The sequence below is a fragment of the Streptomyces gamaensis genome (assembly GCF_042656465.1).
In the GTDB taxonomy this organism is placed as follows: domain Bacteria; phylum Actinomycetota; class Actinomycetes; order Streptomycetales; family Streptomycetaceae; genus Streptomyces; species Streptomyces gamaensis.
Map to the genome: position 1 here is coordinate 10,954 of NZ_JBHSPB010000017.1, position 20,343 is coordinate 31,296.

Genomic DNA, 20,343 nt, shown 5'->3' on the forward strand with positions numbered 1-20,343 from the left:
GGCGGGCCCGGCCCGGCACCACGCCGAAGCCCTTCCTCACCGACGGTGAAAGCCGGCCGAGTTCCCAGCGGTCCGGTGAAGCTCTCAGGTCGAGATGACAGAGGGGGAGGCCGTCCGGGTACCCGCGCCGTGGTACCCCTCGCAGGTCGCAACGACCCAGGAGGCCCCCGCAGATGACAGCCCACCGCATCTCCCTCACGGACCTGGAGCGCGGCACTCCGTTCGAGCGGCGCCACATAGGCCCCGACAGCGCCGCCCAGGCCAAGATGCTCGCCGCCGTCGGATTCGGCTCGCTCGACGAACTCACCGCCGCCGCCGTGCCGGACGCCATCAAGAGCACCGAGGCGCTGCGGCTGCCCGCCGCCCGCACCGAGCCCGAGGTCCTCGCCGAGCTGCGCGCGCTCGCCGACCGCAACCAGGTGCTCACCCCGATGATCGGCCTCGGCTACTACGGCACCTTCACCCCGCCGGTCATCCTGCGCAACGTCATGGAGAACCCCGCCTGGTACACGGCCTACACGCCCTACCAGCCGGAGATCTCCCAGGGCCGGCTGGAGGCCCTGCTCAACTTCCAGACCGTCGTCGCCGACCTGACCGGCCTGCCCACCGCCGGGGCCTCCCTGCTCGACGAGGCCACCGCGGCCGCCGAGGCCATGGCCCTGTCCCGGCGCATGGGCAAGGTCAAGGACGGCGTCTTCCTCATCGACGCCGACACCCTGCCGCAGACCGTCGCCGTGATCCGCACCCGTGCCGAACCCGCCGGCGTCGAGGTCGTCGTCGCCGACCTCTCCGCGGGCATCCCCGAGGAGCTCGCCGGCCGCGGGATCTCCGGCGTCCTGCTGCAGTACCCCGGCGCCTCCGGAGCCGTGCGCGACCCGCGCCCCGTCATCGAGCGGGCCCACGAGCTCGGCGCGGTCGTCACCGTCTCCGCCGACCTGCTCGCCCTCACCCTGCTGACCCCGCCCGGGGAACTGGGCGCGGACATCGCGGTGGGCACCACCCAGCGCTTCGGCGTGCCGATGGGCTTCGGCGGCCCGCACGCCGGCTACATGGCCGTCCGCGAGAAGTTCGCGCGCAGCCTGCCCGGCCGCCTCGTCGGCGTCTCCGTCGACGCCGACGGCGCCAAGGCGTACCGCCTGGCCCTCCAGACCCGCGAGCAGCACATCCGCCGCGAGAAGGCCACCAGCAACATCTGCACCGCCCAGGTGCTGCTCGCCGTGATGGCGGGCATGTACGCGGTCTACCACGGCCCGGAGGGACTCGCCGGCATCGCCCGGCGCACCCACCGCTACGCCACGCTGCTCGCCGAGGGCCTGCGCGGCGCCGGCGCCGAGATCGTGCACGACGCCTTCTTCGACACCCTGACCGTGCGCGTGCCCGGCCGGGCCGGCGAGGTCGTGGCCGCCGCCCGCGAACGCGGTGTCAACCTGCGCCAGGTGGACGCCGACCAGGTCGGTATCGCCTGCGACGAGACCACCACCCGCGAGCAACTCGCCGCTGTGTGGGCCGCGTTCGGGGCGAGCACGGGCCCGGACGACATCGAGGCGCTCGACGCGGCGGTCGCCGACGCGCTCCCCGACGGGCTGCTGCGCACCGGCGACTACCTCACCCACCCGGTCTTCCACCAGCACCGCTCCGAGACCGCGATGCTGCGCTACCTGCGCCGCCTCGCCGACCGCGACTACGCGCTGGACCGCGGCATGATCCCGCTCGGTTCCTGCACCATGAAGCTCAACGCCACGACCGAGATGGAGCCCATCACCTGGCCCGGGTTCGGCGCGCTGCACCCCTTCGCGCCCGTCGAGCAGGCGCAGGGCTACGTCACGCTTATCCGTGAGCTGGAGGAGCGGCTGGCCGCGGTCACCGGCTACGACAAGGTCTCGATCCAGCCGAACGCCGGCTCCCAGGGCGAGCTCGCGGGCCTGCTGGCCGTACGGGCCTACCACCGCGCCAACGGCGACGAGCAGCGCACCGTCTGTCTCATCCCCTCCTCCGCGCACGGCACCAACGCCGCCAGCGCCGTGATGGCCGGCATGAGAGTCGTCGTCGTCAGGACCGGCGAGGACGGCGAGGTCGACGCCGCCGACCTGCGCGCGAAGATCGAGCAGCACCGCGAGGAACTGGCCGTGCTGATGGTCACCTACCCGTCCACGCACGGTGTCTTCGAGGAGCACATCGCCGGCATCTGCGAGCAGGTGCACGAGGCGGGCGGCCAGGTCTACGTCGACGGCGCCAACCTCAACGCGCTGGTCGGGCTCGCCGGGCCGGGCCGGTTCGGGGGCGACGTCTCGCACCTGAACCTGCACAAGACCTTCTGCATCCCGCACGGCGGCGGCGGCCCGGGCGTCGGTCCCGTCGCGGTCCGCGCCCACCTGGCGCCCTACCTGCCCAACCACCCGCTTCAGCCCACCGCGGGCCCCGAGACCGGAGTCGGGCCCGTCTCGGCGGCTCCCTGGGGCTCCGCCGGCATCCTGCCGATCTCCTGGGCGTACGTGCGGCTCATGGGCGGCGAGGGCCTCAAGCGCGCCACGCAGGCCGCGGTGCTCGGCGCCAACTACGTCGCCAAGCGGCTGGAGCCGCACTACCCCGTGCTCTACACCGGCCCGGGCGGGCTCGTCGCGCACGAGTGCATCGTGGACCTGCGGCCGCTGACCAAGGCGACCGGGGTGAGCGTCGACGACGTCGCCAAGCGGCTGATCGACTACGGCTTCCACGCCCCGACCATGTCCTTCCCGGTGGCCGGGACCTTGATGATCGAGCCCACGGAGAGCGAGGACCTCGCCGAGCTGGATCGATTCTGCGACGCGATGACCGCGATCCGCGCGGAGATCGACAAGGTCGGCTCGGGCGAGTGGGACAAGGACGACAACCCGCTGCGCAACGCCCCCCACACCGCCGCCTCGGTGGCCGGTGCCTGGGACCACCCCTACAGCCGTGAGGAAGCGGCCTTCCCGGGCGGGGTGTCCGCCGCCGACAAGTACTGGCCGCCGGTGCGCCGCGTCGACGGCGCGTACGGCGACCGCAACCTGGTGTGCTCCTGCCCGCCGCTGGACGAGTACGAGGGCTGAGGCCCTTCAAGCAGAGTGCGGGGCCGGTCCGGCGGATGCGCCGGACCGGCCCCGGGCGTACGTCACGCGCGCGTGCGCTCAGGCGGCCTTCACCACGTCCAGCGGCCGGTGCGGAGCGATGATCTGCCCGTCCGGCAGCAGCTCGCCGGTGTCCTCGAAGACGAGGACGCCGTTGCAGAGCAGACTCCAGCCCTGTTCCGGGAAGTGCGCCACGAGGTGGGCGGCCTCCCGGTCGGCGGAGTCGGCGGAGGGGCAGGGTGGCTGGTGCTGGCACATGGGAGGGTTCTTTCGCTGGGACTTTCGCGGTGATGTGGTGGCCTTGCTGCGGCTCGATGCGTCGGTCATGCCGCCCCCCGTTGGCGAATAGTTTGGTCGATACCAGTGTTCCCCCACGGACGCGATTCCGCAGGGATTTCCCGGCAGAGCTCCTCACCTCGACAGGACGCATCACCCGTGCGGGCGGTTGCCGTCAACAGGGCTGACACCGGGGGCTGTTCGCCGCGACCGGCGCACGACGGCGCCCGGGCGTGAGCGCAGGCGTACGCCCCGTGCACGCGATCGGCACACGGCGTGGACGTCCTGTCGCGCTCCGGAACCGCTCAGGCCGGTGTTTTGAGCAGCGGAGGAGGCGTGAGCCTCAGGGTGAGCACGGGCAGCAGTTCGCTGAAGCGGTGCGGGCGGTGCGCGGCGATGCCGGGCGGGGCGGGCGCGAGCGGCACCAGCAGGTCCCCGGGGCCCGGCAGGGTGGAGGCGGCGTCGGCGGTGGGGTCACCGTGCAGCCAGAGGGTGAGCATGTAGAGCTCCGGTACGGACAGCAGGCGTACCTGGTACGAGGTCGTGAGCGCTTCCGCCTGCCGCAGGGCCCGCTCGGTGGAGGCGAGGTACGGGCCCCCGAAGAAGTGCGAGAATTCCCAGCCGTCCGGGGTGAGCACCGTCTCGGCCGCCACCGCGCGACCGTAGCCCCGGATCGTGAAGCGCCAGCCGGTGAGCCGGGTGCGCGGAGTGCCGCCCCGCCGGGTGACCTGCTCCAACGCGTGGACGGGCAGCGGGAGTTCGGGGGTGAGCGGGCCCTGCGCGCCGGTGCCGGCGGCCCGTGCGGCGGAGGGGGAGCCGAGGGCGGCGAGGACGGTGCGCAGGGCGGGCTCGGGGGCAGCGGGGACATGCAGCGGCATGGTGGGTCGCCTCTCACTTCACTTCACACGTGGTGCCGGGCAGGTGCGTACGGCGCGAGCGGGGCGGGGTCAGAGGGGGCCGGAGCAGTGGAAGCACTGCCGGGGACCAGGACGACTGTCTCTCTGCCCTCGTACCCGGAGTTTATACGACACGTGTTCACGGGATGTTTCGGCTAGCTGTCGCGGGCATTTCCGGCAAGGGGATATTCCGGCCCGATTCGGCGGGTGATTTCGGCGATTTCGTTCCCTGTGCAGGCCCGCTGCCCCGGCTCTTTTCGCAGGCGCGGTAGGCCGGATCATTTCGGCGTTTATCACCAGCGCATTGCGGGGACCGCGGGCCTGTGGCATGCCGTCGGAATGTGCCGGAGTGCGCGACGGGTGAAGCCTACCGGGTGCGCGGCGCCGGCGGCGTTATGGATCGCCCCGCCCGGGCATCATCGACCGTGGACACGGGCGGCCGGTGCCGTCGGGCGACCCGGGCGAGGAGGGGCTTCGATGGGGGAGAAGGTCGTGTCCCAGGGGTTCGGCCTCACCGACCGGCAGCACCACCGCGACAAGCTCCGGCAGTGTCTCGACGTGCTGGGGGTGCTGCTGGAGGAGAAGCGTTTCGACCGGCCCAGGAATCTCATGGGCCTGGAGATCGAGCTGAATCTGGCGGGTTCCGACGGGACGCCGAGCATGGTGAACGCCGAAGTGCTGAAGCGCATAGCCAGCGGGGATTTCCAGACCGAACTGGGCCGCTTCAACCTTGAGGTGAACATTGTCCCGCACCGGCTTGAGGGGAGCGTGCTGGACCAGCTCGCCGAGGAGTTGCGCACGGCCCTCGCCTATGCCGACCGCAAAGCCAGGGAGGTCGATTCCGGGATCGTGATGATCGGCATTCTGCCGACCCTGCAGGACCGGCACCTGGTCCTCGCCAACCTCTCCGAGGCCGACCGTTACACGCTCCTCAACGACCAGGTCATGGCCGCGCGCGGCGAGCAGATCGCCATCGACATCGAGGGCGTCGAGCGGCTGACCCGCACCGCCGCGTCGATCATCCTCGAAGCCGCCTGCACGTCCGTGCAACTGCATTTGCAGGTGACCCCCGGCCGCTTCGCCGCCGTGTGGAACGCCGCGCAGGCCGTCGCGGCCGCGCAGATCGCGATCGGCGCCAACTCCCCGTTCGTCTTCGGCCGGGAGGTGTGGCGCGAGTCCCGGCCGCCGCTGTTCGTCCAGTCCACCGACACCCGCCCGCCCGAGCTCATGGCCCAGGGCGTACGGCCGCGCACCTGGTTCGGCGAGCGCTGGATCGACTCCGCCTACGACCTCTTCGAGGAGAACCTGCGCTTCTTCCCGCCACTGCTGCCCATCTCCGACGACGAGGACCCGCTGCGCGTGCTCGCCGGGGGCGCAGCGCCCCGGCTGCCCGAACTCACGCTGCACAACGGCACGGTCTACCGCTGGAACCGGCCCGTCTACGCGGTCGCCGACGGGGTCGCGCACCTGCGCGTGGAGAACCGCGTCCTGCCCGCCGGACCCACCGTGCCCGACGTCCTCGCCAACACCGCCTTCTACTACGGCCTGGTCAGGGCGCTCGCGGAGGAGCCCAGGCCGGTGTGGACACGGCTGCCGTTCGCCGTCGCCGCGGACAACTTCGACACCGCCTGCCGGCACGGCATCGACGCCTGGCTGCGCTGGCCGAAGGCCGGCCGCAACGGGGCCCTGGCCCGGGTACCGGCCGTACGGCTCGTCCAGGAGGAACTGCTGCCGCTCGCGGCGGCCGGACTCGACGCCTGGGGGGTCGAACCAGCCGACCGCGACCGCTACCTGGGCATCGTCGAAGGACGCTGCCGGCACCGGGTCAACGGCGCCTCCTGGCAGGCCGCGGCCTACCACCGGGCCCTGGAGCGGGGCCTGGACCGGGACAAGGCGCTCGCCGTCACCACCCGCCGCTACTGCGAGCTGATGCGCACCGGACTGCCGGTGCACACCTGGCCGGAGGGCCCCGGCGACTGACACGGCCCCTCCCGCCACCCCCTGCCGCACCCCGCCGCGGCCGTCGGGCAAGCTGTGACGACGGCCGGCGGCCTGATCCGGCCCGAGGCACGGCACGCCGCTCCGCACCTGCGGTGCGGACGGCGAGGGAGGCGGACAGGTGCGGCGGAACGCGCGGGAAGCAGGCGGCACACCGGCGGGCACGTGGGCGGGACCGGTGGCCGGGGAGTCCCGGCGGCGCGTGACGCGCGACGAGACGCTGCTCGTGCTCGCGCTCTCGCTCGGGGCCAGCGCGGTGTCGGCCCTGATCAGCTTCGTCGGCGCGCTCACCCGGCCCGGCGGGCTGGCGGGCCAGGCGGCGCGGATGAACTCCTCGCACGCTCCCGGGCGGCCGTGGCTGGACCTCGCCTGGCAGGTCTTCGGCATCACCACCGCCCTCGTGCCGGTCCTGCTCGTCGCGCATCTGCTGCGGCGGGAGGGCGCCGGCCTGCGGGCCATCGGCTTCGACCGCACCCGGCCGGCCGCCGACCTGGCCAGGGGCACGGCCCTGGCGGCCGTGATGGGGGGCTGCGGACTGCTGCTCTATCTGGCGGCGCGGGCGAGCGGGGCGAACCTCACCGTGGTGCCCGAGTCGCTGCCGGAGGTGTGGTGGAAGTTCCCTGTGCTGATCGCCTCCGCCGTGCAGAACGCCGTGCTGGAGGAAGTGATCGTCGTCGGCTATCTGCTGCGCAGGCTCGGGCAGTTGGGCTGGACCCCGGCGGCGGCGCTGGCGGGCAGCGCCGTGCTGCGCGGCTCGTACCACCTGTACCAGGGGGTCGGCGGGTTCGTCGGCAACATGGCCATGGGGGTGATCTTCGTGCTGCTGTACCGCCGGTGGGGCCGGGTCGGTCCGCTGGTCGCGGCGCACGCGCTCATCGACATCGTCGCCTTCGTCGGGTACGCGCTGCTCGCGGGCAGGGTGGACTGGCTGCCCACGGCCTGACCCGGCCCCGTCCGGGGCTCAGGCCAGCAGCTCGCCGTCGATCACGGTGCAGGCGGTGCCGGTGAGCAGGGTGCGCTCGCCGCGCAGGGACGTACGGACGACACCGCCGCGGGCGGACGCCTGGAGACCGGTGAGGTCGTCACGGCCCAGCCGCCCGGACCACAGGGGGGCCAGCGCGGTGTGCGCGCTGCCGGTCACCGGGTCCTCGTCGACGCCCACATTGGGGAAGAAGCAGCGCGAGACGTAGTCGTAGCCGCGTCCGGGGTGTTCCGCGGGCCCGGTGGCGATGACGCCGCGCCGGGAGAGCCCGGCCAGTGCCCGGATGTCGGGGGCCAGGGCCCGTACGGTCTTCTCGTCCGCGAGCTCGACCAGCAGATCGCCGACGTGCGGGCCGGTGTCGTGGGCGCCGAGCGGCTCGGCGCCGAGGGCGGCGGCCACCCCCTCGGGGACGGCGACCGGGGTGAGCGGGGCGGTCGGGAAGTCCAGGGTGATCGACCCGTCCTCGCGCGCGGTCGCGCGCAGGACACCGCAGCGGGCGGCGAAGCGCACGGTGCCGGTCGCCCGGCCCGTGGTGTGCAGGACGTGCGCGGTGGCCAGGGTCGCGTGGCCGCACATGTCGACCTCGGCGGCGGGGGTGAACCAGCGCAGCGCCCAGTCGGCGGCCGGGCCGCCGGTGCCGGCCGGCAGGGGGTGGGCGAAGGCCGTCTCGGAGAGGTTGACCTCGGCGGCGATCTGCTGCAGCCGCCGGTCGTCCGGGAAGGCGTCCGAGTCCAGCAGGAGCACCCCGGCCGGGTTGCCGGCGAAGGGGCGGTCGGTGAAGGCGTCGACGATACGAATCCGCATGGGCCGCACCGTAGAGGGACCGGGGAGTGCCGGGACATGGCCAATGCCCGGGAACTGGCCCGATTTCCGGGGGGCGGTCGGGGCTCGGCCGGGGGTGGCCGGGGGTTCGGCCGGGGCTTGTCGGGCGATCGGTTCCGATATATCGTTGAGGTATCGCGAATGGTCGTCGATCGTTTCGAAGCGGCTGTCGCGGTCCGCGCGGAACGGTTCCGTGCGGGATCCCACGAGGGGAGGGACGCCATGCGGCGTTCTCATGGACAGGGACACCGCGCGCCCGGTCGTCACGGGGTGCGTGAATTCGAGGAGCGGCGGGCCGCGTTCGGTCCGTTCGGTCCGGGTTTCGGCGGGCCGCCGTTCGGCGGGCCCCGGGGCCGGGGGCGTGGCGGGCCCGGCGGCCGGGCCCGCCGCGGCGACGTCCGCGCGTCGATCCTGGCGCTGCTGGGGGACCGGCCGATGCACGGCTACGAGATGATCCAGGAGATCGCCGAACGCAGCGGCGGCACCTGGAAGCCGAGCCCAGGGTCGGTCTATCCGACCCTGCAGATGCTGGAGGACGAGGGCCTCATCACGAGCGAGAGCGAGGGCGGCAAGAAGCTGTTCACGCTCACCGATGCCGGGCGCGAGGAGGCCGGTGCCGGCTCGCGGACACCCTGGCTGGAGGTGGGCCGCGGAGTCGACTGGGAGGCGATGCAGGAGATCCGGCAGGCGGGCTTCGGCTTCATGGAAGCGTTCGGGCAGGTCTGGCGGACCGGCAGCAAGGAGCAGCGGCAGAAGGCCCTGGAGGTCGTCAACGAGGCCCGCAAGAAGCTGTACTTGATCCTCGCCGACTGATCCTCGCCGGTTGATCCTCGCCGATCGGTCCTGGTCGGCCGGCCCGCGCCGGCTGATCCGCGCATCCCGCGGACGCCGTCCGCGCGGGGTCCTCGCGCGGTACGCGGGTGTGCCGCGCGAGGCTCCGGCGCTCGGAGCGCCACGCGCGCCCCTGAGAAAACGGAGACGCACGTCCTCCTCAAGGAGGAGGCCCCTGCCGTCCGACCCGACTGGCGTGGGACGCGCACATGCTCCCTGCCGGGGATGCCTCGGAGGCGTGTGACTGATGGGGTGGGAGGGTGCAACGCCGTACACGTGACACCGGACCGGTCGGTACCGACCACGAGGGCCGCCACAGCGCAGAACAGGGCCACAGCGCCGAGCTGGCCTCGGCGCTCGCGGGGGCGCGCAGGCGTGCACTGCGGGACGGTGACCGGCAGATCGACACCGCCCATCTGCTGCACGCCCTGCTGGAGGCGGACCCCGAGACCTGCCGGGCCGTGGCCGGCGACGACCCGGCCGTGGTGGTGCGCCTGCTCGGCTATCTCGTCCAGCGCACCATCGGCTACGGGCTGCGCTGGAGCGGCACGGTCGAGGACTCCGGCGCGCTGCCGGTGCTGCGCGGCGGCCGCGCGCCGGGTTTCTCCCCCGCCGCTGCCGCCGCCCTGGAGGGGGCGTGCCTCCGGGCCCGGTCCGGCGGGCCCGTGCGGGGGACGGATCTGCTCGCCGCGCTGGTCGGGGACCGCCGCTGCCGGGCCGTGGAGGTGCTCGGCCGGGCCGGTGTCGATGCCGGGGAACTGCTCGCGCGTCTGGACGGCCGGCCCGCGTCCGGTGCCGACGGCCGGTGGCGCGCGTGAAGTGAGGTGCGTCACGGGGGAGTTGCCGGGTGCCGGCGACGAGCTGCCCGGTGCCGGTGGGCGCTTGTCGCGCCGGCGCCGTCCCGCCTAAGGTGACGATCATGCCGATGACCGTGCTGCCGCCTCCCGCTGTCTGAGGCGGGCGGCGCTTCCAGCAGAACAGGGCCCGGGGCGTGTCCCCGGGCGGATTGCCGCTGCCCGCGAACGGGACCACGCGATCTCACCTCATGTCTTCTGCGGGAGCACCGTCATGTCTTCTTCCCTGCCCTCGTCCGGGCTGCCTTCCTCCGGGCCCTCGTCCGGCGGCTTCCCCCACGCCTCGTCCTCAGCGCCGCTCTCCGCCTCCGGCGGTCCGTCCGTCGGGCGGGGACTGTGCTACGTGGCCTTCGCGGCCGTCTCCTGGGGGACCGCGGGCGCGACCGCCGACCTCGTCGTCGGCAGCAGCGGGCTCGGCCCCGTCGCACTGACCTTCTGGCGTACGGCCGGAGGGTTCGTCCTGCTGCTGGCGGTCCAGGCACCGCGCTTGCTGCGTGCGCGCCGTACGGGCCCGGGGGCCGGAACCGGCCGCGCGGACGGGACCGGCGCGGTGCCGCACGGGCCGGGACGGCGCCGGGTGCTGCGGATCCTGGTCACCGGCCTGGGGCTGACCGTCTTCCAGGTCTGCTACTTCGGGGCGGTGGTCGCGACCGGGCTCGCGGTCGGCACTGTCGTCACCCTGGGCGCGGCACCGGTGCTGGTGGCACTGGGCGCGCGGGTGTCCCTGGGGGAACGGCTGGGCCTCGGAGGCGGCCTGTCCGTGTGCGGCGCGTGCGCGGGGCTGGCCGTGCTGACGCTCGGCGGCGGTCCGGGTGCGGTGCGGCCGACGGGGGTGGCACTGGCGCTGCTGTCGGCGGCCGGATACGCGGTCGTCACCGTCTACGAGCGGTACCTGGGCCGCGCGGGCCGCGCGGCGGACCCGTTCACCACGGCGGTGACGTCCTTCGCGGTGGGCACGGTGTGCCTGCTGCCGTTCGCCGTGGCCGAGGGGCTGTGGCCGTCCGCGCACGGACTGGCCCGCACCCTGGGGCTGATGGCCTACCTGGTGACGGTGCCGACCGCGCTCGGATACGGACTGTTCTTCACGGGGCTCCTCGTCGTGCGGCCCACCACCGTGGCCGTGATCACGCTCGTGGAGCCGGTCACGGCCGCGGTCATCGCGGTGGCCCTGCTCGGCGAACGGCTCACCGCCGCGACCGTCGTCGGCACGGCGGTGCTGCTGTGCGCGGTGGCGGCGCTGGCCGTCGCCGAGGCACGCGTCCAGACCGCCCCGGCGACGGCCGGTCCCCTCACAGAGCGCTGAGGTAGGCAGGCACGGGGATGCCGGGAGCCAGGTCGTCGGCGGGCACCGGCTCCCCGTACGCGCGGGTCACGGGGACGACGCCGCTCCAGTGGGGGAGGGCGAGGTCCTCCGGCTCGTCACCGGGGCCCGCGCAGCGCACCTTGGCGGAGACCTCGGCGAGGTCGATCCGCAGTACGGCTGTCGCCGCGAGCTCCTTGCCCGTCGGCGGCCGGCAGTCCGCCGAGCGGCCCGGCACGGCCTGGTCGACCAGGGCGTCCAGGGCGGCGGACCGCTCGGCGGTGTCCGTCACGTCGAGGGCCCTGCCGTGCACCACGACGGAGCGGTAGTTGAGGGAGTGGTGGAAGGCCGAGCGGGCCAGCACCAGGCCGTCGAGATGCGTGACCGTCACGCAGACGGGCATGCCCTCCTCGCCGGCCCGCCCCGCGGCGCGCAGCGGACGGGAACCGGTCGAGCCGTGCACGTAGAGACGGTCGCCGACGCGTCCGTAGAGCGTGGGGAGGACGACGGGGGCGCCGTCGCGGACGAAGCCGAGGTGGCACACGCAGCCCGCGTCGAGTATCGCGTGGACCAGGGCACGGTCGTAGGAGGTGCGGTCGCGGTAGCGGGAGGGGGTGGTGCGCTCCGTCTGCTCGTACACGGTGGGAACACCCATTGCGATCTCCATTGCACTAGTGCATAATGTTTTTTGTGCTAGGAGAGTATCGGATCGAAGGTCGTCGCGCAGCGGACATTTCCGCGAGCGTGGAGCGGGCTGTCGGGTCGGGCAGGCTCGCTCCTGGTGAACTGCTGCCTCCCATGCGGGAGTTGGCGGTCGAGCTGGGAGTCAATCCCAACACGGTCGCGGCCGCGTACCGCACGCTGCGCGACCGCGGTGTGATCGAGACGGCGGGCCGCCGCGGCAGTCGCGTGCGCTCCCGCCCTGCCAGCACGTCACGGGAGCTGATCCGTGTGGAGGCGCCCGAGGGGGTGTGCGACGTCTCCACCGGGAATCCCGACCCCGCGCTGCTGCCGCCGCTCGGCCCCGCGCTCGCCGCGGCCGCCGAGCGCGCCGCCGCCGGGCCCGTGCTGTACGGGACGCCCGCGGTGGACACCGGGCTGGAGCGGATGGCGCGGGCCGCCTTCACGCAGGAGGGGGTCCCCGAGGGGCCGGTGGCCGTCACCTCGGGCGCGTTGGACGCCATCGAGCGGGTGCTCGCCGCGCACCTGCGCATGGGCGACGCCGTGGCCGTCGAGGATCCGGGCTGGGGCAGCCTCCTCGACCTCGTCCCTGCCCTCGGGCTGCGCCCCGTCCCCGTGGCCCTCGACGACGAGGGCCCGCTGCCCGAGGCCGTGGGGCAGGCGCTGCGGCAGGGGGTGCGGGCGCTGGTGGTGACGGGCCGCGCGCAGAACCCCACCGGGGCGGTCGTCAGCGAGGAGCGGGCCCGGGAGCTGCGTGCCGTGCTCCAGGAGCGCCCGCAGGTGCTCCTGGTGGAGGACGACCACGGGCACGGCATCGTGGATCTGCCGCTGCGACCGCTCGCCGGGGCCACCGACCGCTGGGTCGTGGTGCGTTCGGTCGCCAAGGCGTACGGGCCCGATCTGCGGCTCGCGGTGATCACCGGTGACCCCGTCACCGTGGACCGGGTGCGCGGGCGGCAGCGGCTGGGGCCGGGCTGGGTCAGTCATGTGCTCCAGGACGCGGTGCTGCACCTGTGGCGCGGCGGCGCCGTGGATCCGGCGGCCGTGGCCGGCTCCTACGGGCGGCGGCGGGACGCGCTCGTGGCGGCGCTGCGCGAGCGCGGGGTCACCGCCCACGGGCGCAGCGGAATGAACGTGTGGCTGCCGGTGCCGGACGAAACGGGAGTGGTGGCACGGATGTTGCAGGCGGGGTGGGCGGTGGCTCCGGGGGCCCGCTTCCGGCTCGCCTCGCCGCCCGGTGTCCGGGTGACCGTCTCGCCGCTGTCCATGGAGGAGATAGAGCCGGTCGCGGACGCGCTGGCGTCCGCGACCGACCCGATATCCGCGGGGCGTTACTACGCCTGAGGGCATGGGGGCGTAGGCCGTGGATCCGGGGCGGGTCCGCGCGCGGGCACGGTTCCGCGGCGCACGGTGTGGCGGCGCGCCGTGCGCCGGGGGTCAGGCCGTGCGGTGGACGGGCACGGCCGCAGGCCGGCGTGTGCGAGAAGGGCGGGCCGGGGCAGGGCCGCCCGGGCGTGCTCGGTGCCGCCGGTGCGCCGTGCGGCGGCACCGAGCACGCCCAGGGGCGGGGCGCGGGGGCCGGGAAGTCCGCCGTCGTCGGACGTGCGCTCAGTGGGGTCCGCGCTGCGGGCGGGCGTCGTCCCGGCCGGCGGTCGGGGGGCGGGAGTCCGGTCGGCGTCCGCGGGCCGGGCCGGGGCGGGTGAGGGCGGCGCCGGCCAGCACGATCAGGGCTCCCACGGGGGTGTTCCAGGTCAGTTCCTCGCCGAGCACGGTGACGCCCGCGGCCGTCGCCACGATCGGCAGGAAGTAGGTGATCAGGGTCGCTGTCGTCGGCCCGACGTCGGCGACCAGCCCGTACTGGACGAGCATGGCGAAGCCCGTGCCCAGCGCGCCCAGGGCGAGGATCGCGAGCAGCGGCACGGCCGGGAAGGAGGTCGGCAGGGGGGCCGACAGCGGGGCGGCCATGGCGAGCTGGACGGTGCCCAGGAGCAACTGCGCGCCGGTCATGGACAGATGGGAGTCCCCGGTCGTCGACAGATTGCGGCGCACGTAGATCCAGCCGACCGCGTAGCTCGCGGAGGCGGCCAGGGCCATGAGGGTGCCGGCCGGGTCCTGCCCGGAGAAGCCCTGCCAGGCGCCCAGGACGACGAGGACGCCCGCGAAGCCGAGGGCGAGCCCGGCGAAGCGGCGCCGCGTGGGCCGGTCCTCGGAGAGGGCCACGAGCGAGAGCAGCATGCCCCACAGCGGGGTGGTGGCGTTGCAGATCCCGGCGAGCGTGGAGGGGATGCGCAGCTCCGCGTAGGCGAACAGCGAGAAGGGGAGGGAGTTGAGCAGCACGGCGGCGACGCACAGATGGGCCCAGGTGCGGGCGGCGCGCGGCAGCCGCTCCCGTCTGACGGCCAGCGCGGCGACGAGCACGGCCGTGCCGCACGCCATCCGCCCCAGGGAGACGTACAGCGGCGTGAAGCCCTCGGTGCCGACCTTGATGAACAGGAAGCTGCACCCCCAGATCAGGGAGAGCGCGGCGAAGCGGATGCGCCAGTCGACGGCCCGGGACGGCGCGGCCGGAGCGGGCAGGACCGAAGGGGGCGGGGTGATCGGTGCGGGCGGGGCGGACGAGAGGGACGAGGGTGACGAGGGGGCGGAGCCGGAGGAGGGGGACGGCCGCTGCGGGTCGGACGAGGTCGTGCGCATGGGCACAACCATGGGGGAGCCATACGCGTTAGCACAATTAAATAGGGCTCAAGGGTTCGCGTAGTATCTCTTACATGTTGAACCTGGATCGTCTGCGGACCCTGCACGCCGTGGCCCGGCACGGCTCCGTCAGCGGCGCGGCGGACGGGCTGCACGTGACGACCTCGGCCGTCTCGCAGCAGCTCGCCAAGCTGGAGCGGGAGACCGGCCAGCAGCTCCTCGCGAAGAACGGGCGCGGGGTGCGCCTGACCGACGCGGGCCGGCTGCTGGCCGAACACGCCGCGCGCATCCTCTCCCAGGTGGAGCTGGCCCAGGCCGACCTGGAGGCACAGCGGGGGCGGGCCGTCGGCGAGCTGCTGCTGGGGGCCTTCCCTACTGCGGCCCGCGGCCTGTTCCCCGACGCGCTGGCCGCGCTGCGCGCGGAGCATCCGCAACTGCGGGCCCGGCTGCGGGAGATGGAGCCGGACGAGGCCGTGCCCCGGGTGGTGCGCGGCGACCTCGACGTCGCGGTCGTCCTCGACTGGTACAACAAGCCGCTCGCGCTGCCGGACGGGCTGGTCAAGGCCGAGCTCCTCGACGACCCGGCCGACGTGGCGATGCCCGCCGGGCATCCGCTCGCCGGGCGTGAGGTCGTGGAGCTGGAGGAGTTCGCGGACGACGAGTGGGTCTCCTGGCCCAAGGGCGAGTTCTGTCACGACTGGCTGATGCTCACGCTCCGCGGCAAGGGCATCGAGCCGCGCGTCGGGCACATGGCCGAGGAACACCCCACCCAGCTCGCCCTGATCGCCGCCGGGCTGGGCGTCGCCGTCGCCCCGAGGCTGGGACGCGGGCCGGTGCCGGACGGGGTGCGCGTGGTGCCCGTACGGCACACGATGTGCCGCCACGTCTACGCGATCTGGCGGGCGGACGCGGACCGCAGGCCGTCGATCCGCGCGGCGGTCCAGGCGCTGCGGAGCGCCGCGGAGCGGGTCACCGGCTGAGCCGCCGCCCCGCCCTCACAGTTTGCGGAAGTCCCAGGAGCGCACCGTGTCCGGGGCCAGCCGCAGCCAGGCGTGGCGGGCGTCGTGAGGCATGGCCGGGGCCGCGAAGTACTTCGCGGCGAACATCGCCTCCACGGCGGCGAGTTCGGGACGCGGCGCGCCGGTGCGAGGGACCTCGCCGACGGACGCCACCGTGCCCGAGAGCTCGGCACCCCGCAGTTCCCCGTACTCCCGGCCGCCGTCCACCAGCGCCGCCGCCCGCGCGTCGGAGCGCAGCTGTGCCCATCGCCTGCTGCGGACCAGGGAGTACAGCCACAGCGCCCGCCCGTCCCAGGCGAACCACAACGCGCTCACGTGCGGGGACCCGTCCCGGCCCACCGTGGCCAGCCGGCAGACGCGCTGTCCGGCGAGGAACGCGTCCAGCTCCGCGCGCGTCATCATGATCCGGCGGCCCCGCCGCTGGGTGTCGGCCATGCCGTCGTCCTCCCGCCCCGGCCCATACCTGACGTCCCGTCAGGATCGTGCGGGCTCTTCCCCGCCCGCGCAAGGCCCGTTACTCTCACGCGGTCGATCCGCTCCCGGGCCGCCCGGCCCGGCCGCCCCAGGAGCGCGCCATGGCACCGCCGCCCGACCCCGCGACGACCGTGCTGCTCACCGTCGAGTGCCAGCGCGGTGTCCTCGGCACCGACAGCGCCCTGCCCGAACTCGCCGAAGCCGCGCGCACCTCCGGCGCCCTCGTCCGCATCGCGCGCCTGGTCACCGCCGCGCACACCGCCGGCGTGCAGGTCGTGCACGCCATCGCCGAACGGCGCCCCGACGGCCGGGGCGCCGCCCGCAACGCCCCGCTGCTGCGGGCCGTCGAGCGGCTGCCCGTACAGCAGTTGACCGGCAGCACGGCCGTGCGCGTGGTCGACCCCGTCCCCGTCGGCGAGGAGGACCTCGTCGTCCGGCGCCTGCACGGGCTCTCCCCGCTGGCCGGTACGGGCATGGACGCCCTGCTGCGCAACCTCGGCTGCCGGACCCTCGTCGTCACCGGGGTCTCCGCCAACGTCGCGATCCCCAACACCGTCTTCGACGCCGTCAACCTCGGCTACACGGCCGTGGTCCCCACCGACGCCATCGCCGGGGTGCCCGCCGACTACACCGCCGCCGTGGTCCGGCACACGCTCGCCCATGTGGCCACCCTCACCACCACCGAGGCGCTCCTCGACGGCTGGCGGCGCACGCCCGCGCGCCGCCCGCGCTGAGGCGGCGCGCGGCCCGGCCCGTCAGGCCAGGTGAAGCGTTCCGTCGCGTACGACGACGCGCCGCGAGGGCAGCGGAGCGGTCGCCGGGCCGTGCCGGACACTGCCGTCCGTGACGGCGTACTTGCTGCCGTGGCACGGGCAGTTGACGGTGCCGCCCGAGACGTCCCGGACCACGCACTGCTGATGCGTACACACCGCCGAGAACGCCCTGAACTCACCCCGGACCGGCTGCGTCACCACCACCTGCCGGTCCGGGAAGACCTTGCCGCCGCCTTCCGGGATGTCCGAGACAGGGGCCAGCGCCTGCCCCTCGCCGCCCGGCCGGCCACTGCCCGCACTGCCGGCGGGGCCGGGTGTCGTACGGCCCGTCGGCCCGCTGCCGGGTTCCCGCCGGCCGTCGGTGGTTTCCCCACCCGGCTGCTGGTCCCCGCCCGAGCCGCCGCACGCCGCGAGTACGGCGGCCAGTCCCGCGGCCCCCGCCGCCGCGACGACCGTGCGACGGTTCGAGCCCCGTGGGGCCGATGAAGCGTTCGTCATGTCCGCTCACCTCTTCGCACCGGCCTCCTGGGCCGGTCCCGTGTCCGTGGCGGGCGCCGGGCGGCGGCCGCTTCCGCCGTCATACGGCCCCGGCGGCGCCCGTGTTCACGGTTTGAGGGTTTCTCTCAGGAAGTCCGTCTCGAACCGCAGCAGACTCCCGGCGTCGCCCACCGGCGAGTGCGTCGCGCCCGACACCGGCAGCACCCTGTGCGGCCGTCCCGCCGCCAGCAGTGCCGCCGACAGCCGCAGCGTGTGCGCCACCAGGACGTTGTCGTCCGCCATCCCGTGCACGAGCAGCAGCGGACGGCGCAGCAGATGGGCGTCGCGCAGGGTCGACGAGCGGGCGTAGTTCTCCGGCTCCTCCTCCGGGTGCCCCAGGAACCTCTCCCTCCAGTACGCGTCGTACAGCGGCATGTCGGTGACAGCGGCGCCGGAGACCGCCGCGTGGAAGACCTCCGGGTGCCGCAGCACCGCGGCGGCCGCGACCGTCCCGCCGAACGACCAGCCCGAGATGCCCACCCGGTCCGTGTCCAGGTCCGGACAGTGCGCGGCGGCCGCGCGCAGCGCGTCGATCTGGTCCCGCAGTACGGGCGTCAACGGGTCGCCGCGCACGGCCTTCTCCCACCGCGGCCCCATCCCCGGGGTGCCCCGCCCGTCCGCCACCAGCACCGCGAAGCCCTGCTCGGCACACCACTGCGCCACGCACGCCGGCCAGCCCCGCCCCCGTACCGCCACCCGCAGGCCGGGGCCGGCGTACGGGCGCAGCAGCACCGGCAGCTTCCGTGAGCCCGGCGTGTGCCAGGACGGCAGGAACAGCATCGCGGGCAGCCCCCTCTCTCCCAGCGTCAGGAACTCCGGCCGGGGGACGACCACGGGCTCGGCCGCCAACGACCGGATCACACCGGCCTGTTGGCCGTCCGTGACGACCGTCACCGACCAGCCGTCCGGTGTCTGCCCGGACAGCACCACCGTGTCCCCGCCCGCCACCGCCGTGTGCACCCCCGGCCCACCGCTCAGCCGACGCGCGCCACGCCCCGGCTCGTACTGCCACACATGCCGCTCGAAGGTGTTCTCCCACACCGAGAACAGCACCCGCTCGCCCGTCACCCCGAGCACCTCGTGCACCTGGAGTCCCGGTGGGCTCACGACCTCACCGCCGACGGTCAACTGCCGGACGTCGCCGTCGTCCAGTGGTTCGACGAGCGCGCCACAGGCGGTACGGGCCGGGGTGCCCGGGACGAGCTCCACCCACGCGCTGTCGCGCCGCTCGCGCAGCAGCCGCGTCCGCCCGGTCGCCGGGTCCGCCGCCAGGACGCGCAGCCGCCGCTGGTCGCGGCTCTGCACGGCGAGCAGCGGGCCGTGCGCGTCCCAGTCCGCCGCCGTCAGGTACTCGAAGCCGGCCCGGTCCCAGGCCACTTCGGTGCGCGAGCCGTCCAGCCCCACGAGAAACAGCCGCACCTCGGCGTTGGCGGTGCCCGCCGTCGGACAGCGCACGGACCGTGGCGGCCGCTGCGGGTGCGCCGGGTCGCTGACGTACCACAGGGGCACGCGCGTGGGGTCGACGCGGGCGACCAGCAGCGCGCTGCCGTCCGGCGCCCACCAGTGACCGCGGTCCCGCCCCATCGACTCCGCCGCCGTGTGCTCCGGCAGCCCGTACGTCACTTCGGGCCCCTCCGGCACGACGCTCACCCGTTCCTCGCCCGTCAGGGACACCACGCGCAGGGTGCCGCCGGTGACGTACGCGACGTACCGGCCGTCGGGGGAGGGGCGCGGGTCCACGGCCCGCTCCGTGCCCGGTACGGCGAACGGGGTGCCGCCGTCGGTCCGTACCGCCCACACCCTGCCGCCCACGGCGTACACCGCAAGGCGGACGTCGCGGTCGGTGGCGGACGCGACGATCCCCTCCGCGCGTTCGCGCGCCCGCTCCCGGCGGTCCCGTTCCGCCTGCGGTAGAGCCGCGTCGTCCGACGCCGGTTCCGCAAGGACGCGCTCGCGTCCGTCCTCGTACAGCCACAGCGCGCTGCGCGCGTCCAGGCCGCCGCGCGTACGCGTGAACAGCACCCTGCGGCCGTCCGGCGAGACGGTGAAGCGGCGCGGCACGCCCAGCTCGAAGCGGCGGCTGGCGGCGTACTGGTGGGGGAAGGCGGCCACGGCACGGGAAGACACGGCACAGGAAGAGTGGTCCATGCCGGGGAGCCTCGCAGACCGCTACCGTCCGCCGGTAGCGCTCCGCCGTCCGCGAGAGGGAGCACTCCGGCGGCTCTACGGGCCTGTGGCGCGCGGCCGTTGACAGCCGCAGAAGCGGCTTCTAGCGTCTGATCAGCCAAGCTACTGAGCGGTTGCTCACCCCTCGACGGGGCCGCGAGCCGCCGACGAGGGTGAGGAGAGAGCGCAATGTCCACCACCGAACAACGGGTGGCCGTCGTCACGGGCGCGGCCCGGGGCATCGGCGCCGCGACCGCCGTACGGCTGGCGGAGGAGGGCCGCGCGGTCGCCGTCCTCGACCTCGACGAGGCCGCGTGCGCCGACACCGTCGCCAAGGTGGAGCGGGCGGGCGGCCGGGCCCTCGCCGTCGGCTGCGACGTCTCCGACGCGGCGCAGGTGGACTCCGCCGTCGCCCGCGTCGCCGCCGAGCTCGGCCCCCCGCTCATCCTCGTGAACAACGCGGGCGTGCTCCGCGACAACCTGCTGTTCAAGATGAGCGAGGACGACTGGGACACCGTCCTGAACGTCCATCTGCGCGGCGCCTTCCTGATGTCGCGTGCCTGCCAGAAGCACATGGTCGACGCCGGCTTCGGCCGGATCGTCAACCTCTCCAGCAGCTCCGCCCTCGGCAACCGGGGCCAGGCCAACTACTCGGCCGCCAAGGCCGGTATGCAGGGCCTGACCAAGACGCTCGCCAAGGAACTCGGCAAGTTCGGCATCACCGCCAACTCCGTCGCCCCCGGCTTCATCGCCACCGACATGACCGCCGCCACGGCGGCCCGCGTCGGCATGGGCTTCGAGGAGTTCAAGGCCGCCGCCGCGAGCCAGATCCCCGTGCAGCGCGTCGGCGAGCCCGACGACATCGCCAACGCCGTGGCCTTCTTCACCGGCGAACAGGCCGGGTTCGTCTCCGGCCAGGTGCTGTACGTGGCCGGCGGGCCGCTCAACTGACGG

At 74.3% G+C, this 20,343-nt stretch carries 18 protein-coding genes; 10 read left to right on the forward strand and 8 right to left on the reverse strand.

Features of this window, described 5'->3' with window-relative positions; all coding sequences use genetic code 11:
• The first annotated feature begins 173 nt into the window (after positions 1-173).
• Positions 174-3,068, forward strand: coding sequence for an aminomethyl-transferring glycine dehydrogenase (gene gcvP / locus ACFP1Z_RS24595; protein ID WP_390319525.1), 2,895 nt, complete (start codon positions 174-176; stop codon positions 3,066-3,068).
• A gap of 78 nt (positions 3,069-3,146) precedes the next feature.
• Here the strand turns inward: gcvP and ACFP1Z_RS24600 are convergent, their stop codons facing one another.
• On the reverse strand, positions 3,147-3,344 hold the full coding sequence (locus tag ACFP1Z_RS24600; protein WP_390319527.1) for a DUF5999 family protein: 198 nt from the start codon (positions 3,342-3,344) through the stop codon (positions 3,147-3,149).
• Between the two features lie 323 nt (positions 3,345-3,667).
• On the reverse strand, positions 3,668-4,240 hold the full coding sequence (locus ACFP1Z_RS24605; protein ID WP_390319528.1) for a hypothetical protein: 573 nt from the start codon (positions 4,238-4,240) through the stop codon (positions 3,668-3,670).
• Positions 4,241-4,735: 495 nt separating this feature from the next.
• On the opposite strand from ACFP1Z_RS24605, the gene ACFP1Z_RS24610 reads away from it, so the two are divergent.
• Both ACFP1Z_RS24610 and ACFP1Z_RS24615 read left to right on the forward strand, forming a co-directional pair.
• Positions 4,736-6,238, forward strand: coding sequence for a glutamate-cysteine ligase family protein (locus ACFP1Z_RS24610; RefSeq protein WP_390319530.1), 1,503 nt, complete (start codon positions 4,736-4,738; stop codon positions 6,236-6,238).
• Positions 6,239-6,434: 196 nt separating this feature from the next.
• Complete coding sequence (locus tag ACFP1Z_RS24615) at positions 6,435-7,199, forward strand: CPBP family intramembrane glutamic endopeptidase (RefSeq protein ID WP_390319718.1); 765 nt, start codon at positions 6,435-6,437, stop codon at positions 7,197-7,199.
• Positions 7,200-7,217: 18 nt separating this feature from the next.
• Here ACFP1Z_RS24615 and ACFP1Z_RS24620 read toward each other — a convergent pair whose 3' ends face one another.
• Positions 7,218-8,042 (reverse strand): PhzF family phenazine biosynthesis protein, encoded by an 825-nt coding sequence (locus tag ACFP1Z_RS24620; RefSeq protein ID WP_390319532.1) that lies wholly within the window; start codon positions 8,040-8,042, stop codon positions 7,218-7,220.
• Between the two features lie 240 nt (positions 8,043-8,282).
• Here ACFP1Z_RS24620 and ACFP1Z_RS24625 point away from each other — a divergent pair, with 240 nt between their 5' ends.
• The 3 genes from ACFP1Z_RS24625 to ACFP1Z_RS24635 all read left to right on the forward strand — a co-directional run bounded on the left by ACFP1Z_RS24625 (position 8,283) and on the right by ACFP1Z_RS24635 (position 11,048).
• Positions 8,283-8,873 (forward strand): PadR family transcriptional regulator, encoded by a 591-nt coding sequence (locus tag ACFP1Z_RS24625; protein WP_390319534.1) that lies wholly within the window; start codon positions 8,283-8,285, stop codon positions 8,871-8,873.
• A 278-nt stretch (positions 8,874-9,151) separates the two neighbouring features.
• On the forward strand, positions 9,152-9,709 hold the full coding sequence (locus tag ACFP1Z_RS24630; RefSeq protein WP_390319536.1) for a Clp protease N-terminal domain-containing protein: 558 nt from the start codon (positions 9,152-9,154) through the stop codon (positions 9,707-9,709).
• 250 nt (positions 9,710-9,959) lie between these two features.
• Positions 9,960-11,048 carry a DMT family transporter gene (locus ACFP1Z_RS24635; protein ID WP_390319538.1) on the forward strand — a complete coding sequence of 363 codons (1,089 nt, stop codon included), beginning with the start codon at positions 9,960-9,962 and terminating at the stop codon, positions 11,046-11,048.
• On the opposite strand, the gene ACFP1Z_RS24640 is transcribed toward ACFP1Z_RS24635, so the two are convergent.
• Positions 11,035-11,700: a pyridoxamine 5'-phosphate oxidase family protein gene (locus ACFP1Z_RS24640; protein ID WP_390319539.1), complete on the reverse strand. Its 666-nt coding sequence runs from the start codon at positions 11,698-11,700 to the stop codon at positions 11,035-11,037. The genes ACFP1Z_RS24635 and ACFP1Z_RS24640 overlap by 14 nt on opposite strands.
• A 35-nt stretch (positions 11,701-11,735) precedes the next feature.
• Between ACFP1Z_RS24640 and ACFP1Z_RS24645 the strand changes: the two genes are divergently transcribed.
• A complete protein-coding gene (locus ACFP1Z_RS24645) occupies positions 11,736-13,070 on the forward strand; it encodes an aminotransferase class I/II-fold pyridoxal phosphate-dependent enzyme (protein ID WP_390319541.1) in 1,335 nt (444 codons plus the stop codon).
• Between the two features lie 264 nt (positions 13,071-13,334).
• Here the strand turns inward: ACFP1Z_RS24645 and ACFP1Z_RS24650 are convergent, their stop codons facing one another.
• The gene (locus ACFP1Z_RS24650) at positions 13,335-14,420 is read right to left on the reverse strand and encodes a DMT family transporter (RefSeq protein WP_390319543.1); all 1,086 of its coding nucleotides are present in this window, start codon (positions 14,418-14,420) and stop codon (positions 13,335-13,337) included.
• Positions 14,421-14,494: 74 nt separating this feature from the next.
• Here ACFP1Z_RS24650 and ACFP1Z_RS24655 point away from each other — a divergent pair, with 74 nt between their 5' ends.
• Positions 14,495-15,400, forward strand: a complete 906-nt coding sequence (locus ACFP1Z_RS24655) for a LysR family transcriptional regulator (protein WP_390319544.1) — start codon at positions 14,495-14,497, stop codon at positions 15,398-15,400.
• A 15-nt stretch (positions 15,401-15,415) separates the two neighbouring features.
• Here the strand turns inward: ACFP1Z_RS24655 and ACFP1Z_RS24660 are convergent, their stop codons facing one another.
• Positions 15,416-15,874 carry a pyridoxamine 5'-phosphate oxidase family protein gene (locus ACFP1Z_RS24660; protein ID WP_390319546.1) on the reverse strand — a complete coding sequence of 153 codons (459 nt, stop codon included), beginning with the start codon at positions 15,872-15,874 and terminating at the stop codon, positions 15,416-15,418.
• 140 nt (positions 15,875-16,014) lie between these two features.
• On the opposite strand from ACFP1Z_RS24660, the gene ACFP1Z_RS24665 reads away from it, so the two are divergent.
• A complete protein-coding gene (locus ACFP1Z_RS24665) occupies positions 16,015-16,647 on the forward strand; it encodes a cysteine hydrolase family protein (protein WP_390319548.1) in 633 nt (210 codons plus the stop codon).
• A 21-nt stretch (positions 16,648-16,668) separates the two neighbouring features.
• Here the strand turns inward: ACFP1Z_RS24665 and ACFP1Z_RS24670 are convergent, their stop codons facing one another.
• On the reverse strand, positions 16,669-17,184 hold the full coding sequence (locus ACFP1Z_RS24670) for a Rieske (2Fe-2S) protein (RefSeq protein ID WP_390319550.1): 516 nt from the start codon (positions 17,182-17,184) through the stop codon (positions 16,669-16,671).
• A 105-nt stretch (positions 17,185-17,289) separates the two neighbouring features.
• Complete coding sequence (locus ACFP1Z_RS24675; protein WP_390319552.1) at positions 17,290-19,371, reverse strand: prolyl oligopeptidase family serine peptidase; 2,082 nt, start codon at positions 19,369-19,371, stop codon at positions 17,290-17,292.
• A gap of 207 nt (positions 19,372-19,578) precedes the next feature.
• Here ACFP1Z_RS24675 and fabG point away from each other — a divergent pair, with 207 nt between their 5' ends.
• The gene (gene fabG, locus ACFP1Z_RS24680) at positions 19,579-20,340 is read left to right on the forward strand and encodes a 3-oxoacyl-ACP reductase FabG (RefSeq protein ID WP_390319554.1); all 762 of its coding nucleotides are present in this window, start codon (positions 19,579-19,581) and stop codon (positions 20,338-20,340) included.
• Positions 20,341-20,343: the final 3 nt, after the last annotated feature.